Genomic DNA, 14,056 nt, shown 5'->3' with positions numbered 1-14,056 from the left:
CCTTATGTTTGGAGCAGAACTCGTCATCGTCCTGTTGGCGATTTATTTGGGAGCAAGACTCGGGGGTATCGGCATTGGTTTTGCCGGCGGTCTCGGGGTGCTCGTACTTACCCTTATCTTTCAGATTAAACCCGGCGCAATCCCTTTTGACGTTATCGAAATCATCATGGCGGTTATTGCCGCTATCGCAGCCATGCAGGTGGCAGGCGGTATGGACTACCTGGTGAGCCTGGCGGAGCGTATGTTACGCCGCCATCCAAAATACATTACCTTCCTTGCCCCGCTGGTGACGTGGTTTATGACCATTCTCGCCGGTACTGGCCACACCGCCTTCTCCACGCTGCCGGTCATTACCGAAGTGGCGAAAGAGCAGGGCATCCGTCCGTCTCGTCCACTCTCGATTGCCGTGGTCGCGTCCCAGATTGCGATTACCGCATCACCTATCTCCGCTGCGGTGGTCTTCTTCGCCGGTATCCTTGAGCCTATGGGCGTGAGTTACCTGACGCTGCTGGCCATCTGTATTCCGGTGACGCTGATTGCAGTGATGATCACCGCCGTGCTGTGTAACTTCCTCGGCGCCGAACTGAAAGACGATCCGGTTTATCAGGAGCGTCTGGCAAAAGGTGAAGTGAAACTGCGTGGTAGCCAGGTCTTCGAACTGAAGCCGCATGCAAAACGCTCCGTCTTGCTGTTCCTGATCGGTATCGTTGCGGTCATGTTCTACGCAACCGCCATCAGTGACACCGTGGGTCTGATCCAGAACCCGGTCCTGCCGCGTAACGAAGCGATTGTGGTATTCATGCTGACTATCGCTACGCTGATCAGCATCACCTGTAAAATCGACACCAGCGAAGTGCTCAACGCCAGCACCTTTAAATCCGGTATGAGCGCCTGCGTGTGTGTACTGGGTGTGGCCTGGCTTGGTGATACCTTCGTGAAAGCTCACATCAGCGATATCCAGACCGTTGCGGGCGACCTACTGCACAACTATCCGTGGCTCCTGGCTGTGGTGTTGTTCTTTGCCGCAACCCTGCTTTACTCTCAGGCGGCCACCACCAAAGCCCTGATGCCTGCGGCACTGATGCTGGGTGTTACCCCGCTGACGGCTATTGCCTCGTTTGCTGCCGTTTCTGCACTGTTCGTTTTACCCACCTACCCAACCCTGCTGGCGGCGGTTGAGATGGATGACACTGGCTCGACTCGCATCGGTAAGTACGTGTTTAACCATGCGTTCCTGATCCCGGGCGTGGTGGCTATCTCGCTGTGCGTGATCCTCGGCTTTATCATTGGCGGCATCGTGCTGTAAACAAAGATGGGTTGTAAAAATAGTTAAAAACGGGCCGCTCTGCGGCCCGTTTCATTAATGACCAATAGCCTTGCGTGATATAGTGAAGACTTTCGTGATGAGGAGGTCGACTTGTGAACACGCCTGATGCTGTTGTTGTCCTTTGTACCGCCCCTGATGAAGCCTCTGCCCAGGATCTCGCCGCCAAAGTGCTGGCCGAAAAACTGGCAGCCTGCGTGACGCTCCTTCCTGGCGCCACCTCCCTTTACTACTGGGAAGGTAAACTGGAGCAGGAGTACGAAGTCCAGATGTTGCTCAAAACCAATCTGGCGAACCAGCAGGCACTCCTGGACTGCCTCAAATCTCATCATCCTTATCAAACCCCCGAACTGCTGGTATTGCCAGTGGTCCACGGCGACAACGATTATCTCTCATGGCTCAACGCTTCCTTACGCTGATCCTGCTGCTGTGCAGCACATCAGTTTTTGCCGGGTTATTTGACGCTCCCGGCCGTTCGAACGTTATTTCTGCCGACCAGGCATTTGTTTTCGATTTTCAACAAGACCAGCATGACCTGAATCTTACCTGGCAGATAAAAGAGGGGTATTACCTCTATCGCAAGCAGGTCAGCATCACGCCTGCTCAGGCAAAGGTAGGCCCACTTCAGATGCCTGCGGGCGAGTGGCATGAAGACGAGTTTTTCGGCAAAAGTGAAATCTATCGCCAGCGGTTAAGCGTGCCCGTGGCGGTCAATCAGGCCGATAAAGGCGCCACCGTGACCGTCACGTATCAGGGCTGTGCCGACGCGGGCTTCTGCTATCCGCCGGAAACCAAAGTCATTCCGCTGAGCGAAGTTAAAGCGGCCGGCAGTATGCCTGCGCCTCCCGCAGATGAGAGCGCCGGAATGAAGGACGACGGTCACACAGCGCTGCCCTTCTCCGCCTTGTGGGCTTTACTGATTGGTATCGGCATCGCCTTCACGCCGTGCGTGCTGCCCATGTATCCGCTTATCTCCGGGATTGTCCTTGGCGGTAAGCAACGCCTTTCAACCGCACGCGCCCTGCTGCTGGCCTTTATCTACGTGCAGGGTATGGCGTTAACCTACACCGCACTTGGCCTCGTGGTTGCTGCTGCCGGACTGCAGTTCCAGGCTGCACTTCAGCACCCTTATGTGCTGGCTGGCCTGTCGATCGTATTTATTCTGCTGGCGCTGTCGATGTTTGGTTTGTTCACCCTACAGCTGCCGTCCGCGTTGCAGACTCGCTTAACGCTGATGAGTAACCGTCAGCAGGGTGGCTCCCCGGGCGGCGTGTTCGTGATGGGTGCCATCGCCGGGTTGATTTGCTCACCGTGCACTACCGCGCCACTGAGCGCGATCCTGCTGTATATTGCCCAGAGCGGTAACATGTGGCTCGGCGGTGGTACGTTGTATCTCTACGCGCTGGGAATGGGTCTGCCATTGATTCTGGTAACGGTATTTGGCAACCGTCTGCTGCCCAAGAGCGGCCCGTGGATGGAGACGGTGAAAACCGCGTTTGGTTTTGTCATTCTGGCGCTGCCGGTGTTCTTGCTCGAGCGTATTATCGGCGACGTCTGGGGGATGCGCCTGTGGGCAATGCTCGGTGTTGCTTTCTTCTGTTGGGCGTTTATCACAAGCCTGGCAGCGAAAAAGCCGTGGATGCGTCTTGTGCAAATCCTCCTGCTCGCCGCCGCGCTGGTGAGCGTACGGCCACTGCAGGACTGGGCATTTGGCACACCTGCGGGACAAACACAGGCGCATTTGAACTTCATCCAGATAAAGAACGTGGATGAACTCAACAGCGCGCTGGCGCAGGCGAAAGGCAAACCGGTCATGCTGGATCTGTATGCGGACTGGTGTGTCGCCTGTAAAGAATTCGAAAAGTACACGTTTAGCGATCCGCAGGTGCAAAGTGCACTGAAAGAGACGGTTCTGCTCCAGGCGAACGTCACCGCCAACAGTACAGCGGATAAGGCACTGCTGAAGCAACTTAACGTGCTGGGTCTGCCAACCATTCTGTTCTTCAATGAACAGGGCCAGGAGCAGCCCGCACAGCGTGTAACCGGGTTTATGGACGCGACGGCATTCAGCGCGCATTTGCGCAATCGCCAACCGTAAACAACACTTGAAACGGGACAAACCGTTGGGAATAACGGAGGAGATAACCGTGCAACGCGAAGACGTACTGGGACAAGCCCTGCAATTACTTGAGATTCAAGGGATCGCCAGCACCACGCTTGAGATGGTAGCCGACCGTATTGATTATCCTCTGGATGAACTCATGCGCTTCTGGCCGGATAAAGAGGCGCTGCTTTACGATGCCCTGCGTTATCTCAGCCAGCAGGTTGATGTCTGGCGCAGACAGCTGATGTTAAATGAAGAACTGACTGCGGAGCAAAAGCTGCTGGCGCGTTATACCGCCCTGAGCGAATGCGTAAGCAACAACCGTTATCCGGGTTGCCTGTTTATTGCCGCCTGCACCTTCTACCCTGACCCCGGCCATCCTATCCATCAACTGGCGGATCAGCAAAAGCGGGCGGCGCATGATTTCACGCACGAACTGCTGACCACGCTCGAAGTGGATGACCCGGCGATGGTCGCTAAGCAGATGGAGCTGGTACTGGAAGGTTGCCTGAGCCGCATGCTGGTAAACCGTAGCCAGGCCGATGTGGATACAGCACACCGTCTGGCCGAAGATATCCTGCGTTTTGCGCAGTGTCGTATGGGTGGTGCGCTGACGTAATCTGTCTGAAGAATTTGACCTGTTCGGCGCGTAAACCGTCAGATTGCCGCAAAGTTAAGCAGTTGAACGGCTTTTCCCGAAATAGTGTTGACGATCAGGCGCGATTGCGGTTTAATGCGCTCCGTTGCCCGGATAGCTCAGTCGGTAGAGCAGGGGATTGAAAATCCCCGTGTCCTTGGTTCGATTCCGAGTCCGGGCACCACTATTTAAAGAACCCAGCCTATGGCTGGGTTTTTGCTTTTCTGCGTCTGATAAACTCTCCTGTAACCACTCTCTGGTCACATCCTCGTAAACCTGTTCCTGCAGTATTTCACGGTGCTTAAAGTGGTCCTGTGCACGCTAAATTCCGTACTGATCTGAAGTGTTTGGGGAATCCTGAAGAGAGATGATGGGGTTTGGGGTTACCGTATCGTGGCTTCGCCTTGTCTGGCGGCACTCTTTGGGGAATTCAGATGTGTATTTCGCGCCCCAAAGCAAAAAACCCCGCACCATACGGTACGGGGTTCTTTTAATTGATGCCTGGCAGTTCCCTACTCTCGCATGGGGAGACCCCACACTACCATCGGCGCTACGGCGTTTCACTTCTGAGTTCGGCATGGGGTCAGGTGGGACCACCGCGCTAAAGCCGCCAGGCAAATTCTGTAATCTGTATCAGCTGAAAATCGTCTCTCATCGCCAAAACACCTTCGGCGTTGTAAGGTTAAGCCTCACGGTTCATTAGTATCGGTTAGCTCAACGCATCGCTGCGCTTACACACCCGACCTATCAACGTCGTAGTCTTCAACGTTCCTTCAGGAGACTTAAAGTCTCAGGGAGAACTCATCTCGGGGCAAGTTTCGTGCTTAGATGCTTTCAGCACTTATCTCTTCCGCATTTAGCTACCGGGCAGTGCCATTGGCATGACAACCCGAACACCAGTGATGCGTCCACTCCGGTCCTCTCGTACTAGGAGCAGCCCCCCTCAATTCTCCAGCGCCCACGGCAGATAGGGACCGAACTGTCTCACGACGTTCTAAACCCAGCTCGCGTACCACTTTAAATGGCGAACAGCCATACCCTTGGGACCTACTTCAGCCCCAGGATGTGATGAGCCGACATCGAGGTGCCAAACACCGCCGTCGATATGAACTCTTGGGCGGTATCAGCCTGTTATCCCCGGAGTACCTTTTATCCGTTGAGCGATGGCCCTTCCATTCAGAACCACCGGATCACTATGACCTGCTTTCGCACCTGCTCGAGCCGTCACTCTCGCAGTCAAGCTAGCTTATGCCATTGCACTAACCTCCTGATGTCCGACCAGGATTAGCTAACCTTCGTGCTCCTCCGTTACTCTTTGGGAGGAGACCGCCCCAGTCAAACTACCCACCAGACACTGTCCGCAACCCGGATCACGGGTCTACGTTAGAACACCAGCCATTAAAGGGTGGTATTTCAAGGTTGGCTCCACGCAGACTGGCGTCCACGCTTCAAAGCCTCCCACCTATCCTACACATCAAGGACCAGTGTTCAGTGTCAAGCTATAGTAAAGGTTCACGGGGTCTTTCCGTCTTGCCGCGGGTACACTGCATCTTCACAGCGAGTTCAATTTCACTGAGTCTCGGGTGGAGACAGCCTGGCCATCATTACGCCATTCGTGCAGGTCGGAACTTACCCGACAAGGAATTTCGCTACCTTAGGACCGTTATAGTTACGGCCGCCGTTTACCGGGGCTTCGATCAAGAGCTTCGCGTTACCGCTAACCCCATCAATTAACCTTCCGGCACCGGGCAGGCGTCACACCGTATACGTCCACTTTCGTGTTTGCACAGTGCTGTGTTTTTAATAAACAGTTGCAGCCAGCTGGTATCTTCGACTGATTTCAGCTCCATCCGCAGGGACTTCACCTACATATCAGCGTGCCTTCTCCCGAAGTTACGGCACCATTTTGCCTAGTTCCTTCACCCGAGTTCTCTCAAGCGCCTTGGTATTCTCTACCTGACCACCTGTGTCGGTTTGGGGTACGATTTGATGTTACCTGATGCTTAGAGGCTTTTCCTGGAAGCAGGGCATTTGTTACTTCAGCACCGTAGTGCCTCGTCATCACACCTCAGCGTTAACAAGGAACCGGATTTACCTGGAACCTCCGCCTACATGCTTAAACCGGGACAACCGTCGCCCGGCTAACATAGCCTTCTCCGTCCCCCCTTCGCAGTAACACCAAGTACAGGAATATTAACCTGTTTCCCATCGACTACGCCTTTCGGCCTCGCCTTAGGGGTCGACTCACCCTGCCCCGATTAACGTTGGACAGGAACCCTTGGTCTTCCGGCGAGCGGGCTTTTCACCCGCTTTATCGTTACTTATGTCAGCATTCGCACTTCTGATACCTCCAGCACCCCTCACAGGACACCTTCAACGGCTTACAGAACGCTCCCCTACCCAACAACGCATAAGCGTCGCTGCCGCAGCTTCGGTGCATGGTTTAGCCCCGTTACATCTTCCGCGCAGGCCGACTCGACCAGTGAGCTATTACGCTTTCTTTAAATGATGGCTGCTTCTAAGCCAACATCCTGGCTGTCTGTGCCTTCCCACATCGTTTCCCACTTAACCATGACTTTGGGACCTTAGCTGGCGGTCTGGGTTGTTTCCCTCTTCACGACGGACGTTAGCACCCGCCGTGTGTCTCCCGTGATAACATTCTTCGGTATTCGTAGTTTGCATCGGGTTGGTAAGCCGGGATGGCCCCCTAGCCGAAACAGTGCTCTACCCCCGAAGATGAATTCACGAGGCGCTACCTAAATAGCTTTCGGGGAGAACCAGCTATCTCCCGGTTTGATTGGCCTTTCACCCCCAGCCACAAGTCATCCGCTAATTTTTCAACATTAGTCGGTTCGGTCCTCCAGTTAGTGTTACCCAACCTTCAACCTGCCCATGGCTAGATCACCGGGTTTCGGGTCTATACCCTGCAACTTAACGCCCAGTTAAGACTCGGTTTCCCTTCGGCTCCCCTATACGGTTAACCTTGCTACAGAATATAAGTCGCTGACCCATTATACAAAAGGTACGCAGTCACCCCATAAAAGAGGCTCCCACTGCTTGTACGTACACGGTTTCAGGTTCTTTTTCACTCCCCTCGCCGGGGTTCTTTTCGCCTTTCCCTCACGGTACTGGTTCACTATCGGTCAGTCAGGAGTATTTAGCCTTGGAGGATGGTCCCCCCATATTCAGACAGGATACCACGTGTCCCGCCCTACTCTTCGAGTTCACAGCCTGTGTGCTTTCGTGTACGGGACTTTCACCCTGTACCGTGCGACTTTCCAGACGCTTCCACTAACACACAAGCTGATTCAGACTCTGGGCTGCTCCCCGTTCGCTCGCCGCTACTGGGGGAATCTCGGTTGATTTCTTTTCCTCGGGGTACTTAGATGTTTCAGTTCCCCCGGTTCGCCTCGTTAACCTATGTATTCAGTTAACGATAGTGTGTCGGAACACACTGGGTTTCCCCATTCGGACATCGCCGGGTCAAAGGTTCATATCACCTCGCCGGCGCTTTTCGCAGATTAGCACGTCCTTCATCGCCTCTGACTGCCAGGGCATCCACCGTGTACGCTTAGTCGCTTAACCTCACAACCCGAAGATGTTTCTTTCGATTCATCACCGGTTTGCGAAAATTTGAGAGACTCGAACACACATTAACTGTGTGTCGTTTCAATTTTCAGCTTGATCCAGATTTTTAAAGAGCAAAATTTCACAATGCACTTCGCAGTACATTTTGAAATTTATCATTCATCAGACAATCTGTGTGAGCACTACAAAGGCAGGTTCTTTAAGGTAAGGAGGTGATCCAACCGCAGGTTCCCCTACGGTTACCTTGTTACGACTTCACCCCAGTCATGAATCACAAAGTGGTAAGCGCCCTCCCGAAGGTTAAGCTACCTACTTCTTTTGCAACCCACTCCCATGGTGTGACGGGCGGTGTGTACAAGGCCCGGGAACGTATTCACCGTAGCATTCTGATCTACGATTACTAGCGATTCCGACTTCATGGAGTCGAGTTGCAGACTCCAATCCGGACTACGACGCACTTTATGAGGTCCGCTTGCTCTCGCGAGTTCGCTTCTCTTTGTATGCGCCATTGTAGCACGTGTGTAGCCCTACTCGTAAGGGCCATGATGACTTGACGTCATCCCCACCTTCCTCCAGTTTATCACTGGCAGTCTCCTTTGAGTTCCCGGCCGGACCGCTGGCAACAAAGGATAAGGGTTGCGCTCGTTGCGGGACTTAACCCAACATTTCACAACACGAGCTGACGACAGCCATGCAGCACCTGTCTCAGAGTTCCCGAAGGCACCAAAGCATCTCTGCTAAGTTCTCTGGATGTCAAGAGTAGGTAAGGTTCTTCGCGTTGCATCGAATTAAACCACATGCTCCACCGCTTGTGCGGGCCCCCGTCAATTCATTTGAGTTTTAACCTTGCGGCCGTACTCCCCAGGCGGTCGACTTAACGCGTTAGCTCCGGAAGCCACGCCTCAAGGGCACAACCTCCAAGTCGACATCGTTTACGGCGTGGACTACCAGGGTATCTAATCCTGTTTGCTCCCCACGCTTTCGCACCTGAGCGTCAGTCTTTGTCCAGGGGGCCGCCTTCGCCACCGGTATTCCTCCAGATCTCTACGCATTTCACCGCTACACCTGGAATTCTACCCCCCTCTACAAGACTCTAGCCTGCCAGTTTCGAATGCAGTTCCCAGGTTGAGCCCGGGGATTTCACATCCGACTTGACAGACCGCCTGCGTGCGCTTTACGCCCAGTAATTCCGATTAACGCTTGCACCCTCCGTATTACCGCGGCTGCTGGCACGGAGTTAGCCGGTGCTTCTTCTGCGGGTAACGTCAATTGCTGTGGTTATTAACCACAACACCTTCCTCCCCGCTGAAAGTACTTTACAACCCGAAGGCCTTCTTCATACACGCGGCATGGCTGCATCAGGCTTGCGCCCATTGTGCAATATTCCCCACTGCTGCCTCCCGTAGGAGTCTGGACCGTGTCTCAGTTCCAGTGTGGCTGGTCATCCTCTCAGACCAGCTAGGGATCGTCGCCTAGGTGAGCCATTACCCCACCTACTAGCTAATCCCATCTGGGCACATCTGATGGCAAGAGGCCCGAAGGTCCCCCTCTTTGGTCTTGCGACGTTATGCGGTATTAGCTACCGTTTCCAGTAGTTATCCCCCTCCATCAGGCAGTTTCCCAGACATTACTCACCCGTCCGCCACTCGTCACCCGAGAGCAAGCTCTCTGTGCTACCGTTCGACTTGCATGTGTTAGGCCTGCCGCCAGCGTTCAATCTGAGCCATGATCAAACTCTTCAATTTAAGTTTGATGCTCGTGAATTAAACTTCGTAATGAATTACGTATGTTCACTCAGAGACTTGGTATTCATTTTTTGTCCGAAGACATTAAGAATCCATGTCACTTTGAGTGCCCACACAGATTGTCTGATAAATTGTTAAAGAGCAGTTGCGACGCGGCTTACAGCTCACCGTCGCGAGGTGGCGTATATTACGCTTTCCTCTTTCAGAGTCAACCCTGATGTTCAGGATTTTTTCTCTTCAACCGACCGGGTTAACTGTGAAGTGATTCACATCCGCCGTGTCGATGGAGGCGCATTATAGGGAGTTCTCAGCAGGCCGCAACCTAAAAGTTGCAAAAAGATGACTGACTGCTGTATTCCCCAGCAAAACCCCGCTTTATACCCTTTTACGCACAGACTTATCCACAATTGAGGCGGGATCTCTGTGCGATCCTACGGATTAACAGGCAAGATCAACTATACTAGCGACAAATATTCCCCCAGCAGGCCACCCCATGACCACACAACAACTGACGCGTGACTGGCGCCTTCCTACAGCAGGCATCATGTTGCTGGCGATCCTCGTAGCCGGGTTTGCCCTGCATACGCACTGGAACACCTTTCTTCAGTGGTGCCTTGCCACGCAAATTACCCTGCACCGTTATCTGGTGATGTACCTGCTCCAGCTTAACAACCACCAGTACAGCGGCGGGTTATGGCTATTAACCGGCGCCTTCTTCTATGGCGTATTGCACGCCATCGGGCCGGGGCATGGGAAATTCATTGTGACGACCTACCTCACGACAAATAAAGAAAGCGAACGGGCCGCCCGGGTCGTTCCTTTTCTTGGCAGCCTGATGCAGGGCGTCAGCGCCATTCTCTTTGTCTTTATTCTGGCGGTAGGGTTTAACCTCGCATCGGGGGATATCAGTACCAGCCGCTGGTACGTCGAGAAGATCAGCGCGGTGCTCATCGGTGCATTTGGTGTATTTGTCATTTACCAGGCGCTGAAAAGCCTGCGACCTCGCCGGATGGCTATCTCAGCTATCACGCCCCTTCATCAACATAATGAACACTGTGGTTGTGGTCATCACGGTGTAGGTGCAGATCTGGCGCAAGGCGACTGGAAAACCCGGTTGGGCGTCATACTGGCGATTGGTGCGCGCCCGTGCAGCGGGGCGATCATGATCCTGATGTTTTCAAATGCGCTGGGTATTGTTACCTGGGGGATGGCCGCGGTCATGACCATGTCGCTGGGAACGGCGTTGTCGATTATGGGCCTGTCACTGGCGGTACGTTATGCCCGAGAGCGGACGGTGGCCTGGTTTGGCGGCGGGGCTTCACTCAGCTGGCTGGTTCCGGTCTTTAAAATAGCCGGAGGGATAGTCCTGATCCTGTTCGCGACCGTGCTGTTCCTGACGGTACTCCCCATCAGCGCCAATGGCGATTACATCGCCGCAGGCTGCTAATAAAAGAAAACCCGCCAGCGGCGGGTTTTCTTTTATTACTCGTTGATTCGTGGATGCTGGTCCACCAGGCGGGAGCGTTTTTGCTGCAGCTCTTCAATCTCTGCATCAATGTCTTCAATCTTCTGCTCTACATTATCGTAGTGTTCGCGCAGGATCTCTTTCGCTTCCTGGATATCAGACGCCGCAGGCGTGGCCCCTTTAAGAGGACGATTCGCCGTCTCCTTCATGGTAATACCGGTAATCAAACCAATCACCGCGATAACCATCAGGTAATAAGCCGGCATCATCAGGTTCTGCGTACTTTCCACCAGCGAGGCGGCAAGCGTCGGGGTCAGACCGGCAATCAGCACCGAGATGTTAAAGGCAGCCGCCAGCGCACTGTACCGAATGTGTGTCGGGAACATCGCAGGCAGCGTCGAGGCCATCACCCCGATAAAGCAGTTAAGGATCACCGCCAGCATCAGCAGACCGGCAAAAATCAGACCCAGCACATTACTGTTAATCAGAATAAAGGCCGGGATTGCCAGGGCAAACAGCGCGACACTCCCCAGAATAATGAACGGTCGACGGCCAAAGCGGTCACTCAACAGCCCCATAATCGGCTGCACAAACAGCATACCCACCATGATGGCGATAATAATCAGCACACCGTGGTCTTCTGAATAGTGCAGGTTATGCGACAGATAGCTCGGCATGTAGGTCAACAACATGTAGTAGGTCACGTTCGTGGAGATGACCAGACCAATACAGGTCAGCAGGCTGCGCCAGTGCTTTGTCGCAATCTCTTTAAAGGAGACTTTCGGGCCATCCTGCAGCCCTTCGCGGTCGCCCTGCTCCAGCTTCTCAACGTGCTGCTGGAACGCCGGCGTTTCTTCAAGAGCATGACGCAGGTAAAGACCGATAATCCCTAACGGCAGCGCCAGGAAGAACGGAATACGCCAGCCCCAGGAGAGGAAGTTCTCTTCACCGACGACGGTAGAAATCAGCACCACCACGCCCGCACCCAGGACAAACCCGGCAATCGAGCCGAAGTCCAGCCAGCTTCCCATAAAGCCGCGCTTACGGTCCGGGGAATACTCTGCGACAAAGATAGAGGCACCCGTATACTCACCGCCTACGGAGAAGCCCTGGGCCATCTTACAAAGCAGCAGCAGAATCGGAGCCCAGATGCCGATGCTGGCATAGGACGGTATCAGGCCGATACAGAACGTACTGATCGACATAATGACAATGGTGATAGCAAGGATCTTCTGGCGACCATATTTATCGCCAAGCATACCGAAGAACAGACCACCCAGCGGGCGAATCAGGAAGGGGACGGAGAACGTACCCAGCGCGGCAATCATCTGCAGACTGGGGTCGGCGCCGGGGAAGAACACTTTACCTAACGCATAGGCCACAAAGCCGTAAACACCAAAATCGAACCATTCCATCGCATTACCCAGCGAGGCGGCGGTGATCGCTTTGCGCAGTTTGGCGTCATCAATAATGGTGACGTCGCGAAGCGTGATGGGTTTGATTTTTTTCCTTCTGAGCATAGCTATCCTCGTAGACTCGGCCCTGTCCGTTTCACAGTCCCGTATGCGATCTGTGAACCATGGGATCCGCTCCATGCGAATCGCCTTATTCAAGCGTAGCAGGTTTACTTACATTGACGTTTTACGTCGATACAACCGAACCTGTTGACGCCTGCCTGGGCAGTTAATGACCTTTTTACCCTACCAGCGTTTATATTTGTGATCAACTTCACACATATATTTATGTTACGTCAGCTGGCTGCAGTTTTTGTCAATTAGCGCAAATCTGCACGTTCTCAATCGCCATAAAAACACATCCTCACACACGTCATTATTTCCCGGGCAACGGAAAATGAAACCCCATTACTTCACATCAGATTTACATAAATTCTAACCCTCCAACGCGCGTTTAAAACGTTTACGTCAATATGTGATGCAGATAACTAAAACACTATTTTATTTTCATTGAATCATCATTCCAATGATCGCATGATAATTCCGAATACCACGTTCCCGGTGCTGTGGCACCGCGTTTACCAGGATCGCTTTTTTAGTTTTATTGCATGGGTAATGACGCCATCGAACCCAGAGACATTCAATTCATTGAATTTATTGATTTATTTTTTAGCATTTGCCACCCGCCATGCGGGATACGATTTGAGGGTTATCTATGAAGATTAAAGCCACGATTGAACGCATACCGGGCGGTATGATGCTGGTTCCGCTTGTACTGGGCGCTATCCTGAATACCCTGGCTCCTGAAACCGGCGCTTATTTTGGCGGGTTCACAAAAGGGATGATTACGGGCACCGTTCCCATTCTGGCCGTCTGGTTCTTTTGTATCGGCGCTTCAATTAATTTACGGGCAACAGGCACCGTATTACGGAAATCCGGCACGCTGGTGATTACGAAAATTGCCGTGGCCTGGGTAGTGGCAATGATCTGTGCGATGTTCATTCCGGAGAATGGAATTCAGACCGGATTCTTCGCCGGATTATCGGTTCTGGCAATTGTCTCTGCGATGGATATGACCAACGGCGGTTTGTATGCCAGCCTGATGAACCAGTACGGCACCAAAGAAGAGTCAGGTGCATTTGTCCTGATGTCTCTGGAGTCCGGTCCGCTGATGACCATGCTGATTCTGGGCTCTGCTGGCCTGGCGTCCTTTGAACCCCACCACTTTATCGGCGCGATCCTGCCCTTCCTGATCGGTTTTGCTCTGGGTAACCTGGATAACGATCTGCGTGATTTCTTCAGCAAAGCCACGCCGGTGCTGATCCCGTTCTTCGGTTTTGCGCTGGGTAACACCATCAACCTGAATGTCATCCTCGATACGGGTCTGCTGGGTATCGTGCTGGGCGTGGCGGTGATCATCATCACCGGTATTCCGCTGATTATTGCCGACCGGGTCATTGGGGGAGGAAACGGAACGGCGGGGATCGCCGCCTCTTCTGCCGCAGGTGCAGCCGTGGCCAACCCGGTGATCATTGCGCAGATTAACCCGGCTTTTGAACCGGTGGCCGCGTCCGCGACGGCACTGGTTGCAGCCAGCGTGATTGTGACCGCGATTCTGGTTCCCATCATCACCGCACTGTATGCAAAACGTGTCGGGTATGTTGCTGAGGTTCAGACAGAGCCTAAGCCTGTTGAAACACACCACTAACCGATGCTCCCCCTCCCGGTGAGAGGGGGAT

The 14,056-nt window shown here is 53.5% G+C and carries 7 protein-coding genes, 1 tRNA gene and 3 rRNA genes; 7 read left to right on the top strand and 4 right to left on the bottom strand.

Annotated features, from left to right (window positions below):
- Positions 1 to 4 precede the first annotated feature (4 nt).
- The 5 genes from AM379_RS09810 to AM379_RS09790 all read left to right on the top strand — a co-directional run bounded on the left by AM379_RS09810 (position 5) and on the right by AM379_RS09790 (position 4,249).
- Complete coding sequence (locus AM379_RS09810) at positions 5 to 1,306, top strand: anaerobic C4-dicarboxylate transporter (RefSeq protein WP_006178930.1); 1,302 nt, start codon at positions 5 to 7, stop codon at positions 1,304 to 1,306.
- A 113-nt stretch (positions 1,307 to 1,419) separates the two neighbouring features.
- A complete protein-coding gene (gene cutA / locus AM379_RS09805) occupies positions 1,420 to 1,743 on the top strand; it encodes a divalent cation tolerance protein CutA (RefSeq protein ID WP_014168278.1) in 324 nt (107 codons plus the stop codon).
- Positions 1,719 to 3,422, top strand: a complete 1,704-nt coding sequence (locus tag AM379_RS09800) for a protein-disulfide reductase DsbD (protein ID WP_106503651.1) — start codon at positions 1,719 to 1,721, stop codon at positions 3,420 to 3,422. Before cutA ends, AM379_RS09800 begins: the two co-directional genes overlap by 25 nt.
- A gap of 49 nt (positions 3,423 to 3,471) precedes the next feature.
- On the top strand, positions 3,472 to 4,047 hold the full coding sequence (locus AM379_RS09795; protein WP_020882970.1) for a transcriptional regulator: 576 nt from the start codon (positions 3,472 to 3,474) through the stop codon (positions 4,045 to 4,047).
- 126 nt (positions 4,048 to 4,173) lie between these two features.
- Positions 4,174 to 4,249: transfer RNA gene (locus AM379_RS09790), tRNA-Phe, on the top strand.
- Between the two features lie 315 nt (positions 4,250 to 4,564).
- Here the strand turns inward: AM379_RS09790 and rrf are convergent.
- The 3 genes from rrf to AM379_RS09775 form a co-directional block, all read right to left on the bottom strand.
- Positions 4,565 to 4,680: ribosomal RNA gene (gene rrf, locus AM379_RS09785) — 5S ribosomal RNA — on the bottom strand.
- Positions 4,681 to 4,743: 63 nt separating this feature from the next.
- A 23S ribosomal RNA gene (locus AM379_RS09780) occupies positions 4,744 to 7,650 on the bottom strand.
- A gap of 208 nt (positions 7,651 to 7,858) precedes the next feature.
- A 16S ribosomal RNA gene (locus AM379_RS09775) occupies positions 7,859 to 9,398 on the bottom strand.
- Together the 16S, 23S and 5S rRNA genes form the textbook arrangement of a ribosomal RNA operon.
- Before the next feature lie 493 nt (positions 9,399 to 9,891).
- On the opposite strand from AM379_RS09775, the gene AM379_RS09770 reads away from it, so the two are divergent.
- The gene (locus AM379_RS09770; RefSeq protein WP_032681893.1) at positions 9,892 to 10,845 is read left to right on the top strand and encodes a nickel/cobalt transporter; all 954 of its coding nucleotides are present in this window, start codon (positions 9,892 to 9,894) and stop codon (positions 10,843 to 10,845) included.
- Positions 10,846 to 10,880: 35 nt separating this feature from the next.
- Here the strand turns inward: AM379_RS09770 and proP are convergent, their stop codons facing one another.
- A complete protein-coding gene (gene proP, locus AM379_RS09765) occupies positions 10,881 to 12,383 on the bottom strand; it encodes a glycine betaine/L-proline transporter ProP (RefSeq protein ID WP_020882807.1) in 1,503 nt (500 codons plus the stop codon).
- Positions 12,384 to 13,032: 649 nt separating this feature from the next.
- On the opposite strand from proP, the gene kdgT reads away from it, so the two are divergent.
- Entirely contained in the window at positions 13,033 to 14,025 is a 993-nt protein-coding gene (gene kdgT, locus AM379_RS09760; RefSeq protein ID WP_106503650.1) for a 2-keto-3-deoxygluconate transporter, read from the top strand.
- Positions 14,026 to 14,056: the final 31 nt, after the last annotated feature.

It is taken from the genome of Enterobacter cloacae complex sp. FDA-CDC-AR_0132, from assembly GCF_003010695.1.
GTDB lineage: Bacteria > Pseudomonadota > Gammaproteobacteria > Enterobacterales > Enterobacteriaceae > Enterobacter > Enterobacter ludwigii.
This window is presented reverse-complemented; position numbering and strand designations above follow the sequence as displayed.

What these genes read in the sequence shown, in the direction of transcription:
- AM379_RS09810 (WP_006178930.1), top strand. Translation starts at nt 5, where the DNA reads ATGTTTGGAGCAGAACTCGTCATCGTCCTGTTGGCGATTTATTTGGGA.
- AM379_RS09800 (WP_106503651.1), top strand. Translation starts at nt 1,719, where the DNA reads ATGGCTCAACGCTTCCTTACGCTGATCCTGCTGCTGTGCAGCACATCA.
- AM379_RS09770 (WP_032681893.1), top strand. Translation starts at nt 9,892, where the DNA reads ATGACCACACAACAACTGACGCGTGACTGGCGCCTTCCTACAGCAGGC.
- proP (WP_020882807.1), bottom strand. Translation starts at nt 12,383, where the DNA reads ATGCTCAGAAGGAAAAAAATCAAACCCATCACGCTTCGCGACGTCACC.
- kdgT (WP_106503650.1), top strand. Translation starts at nt 13,033, where the DNA reads ATGAAGATTAAAGCCACGATTGAACGCATACCGGGCGGTATGATGCTG.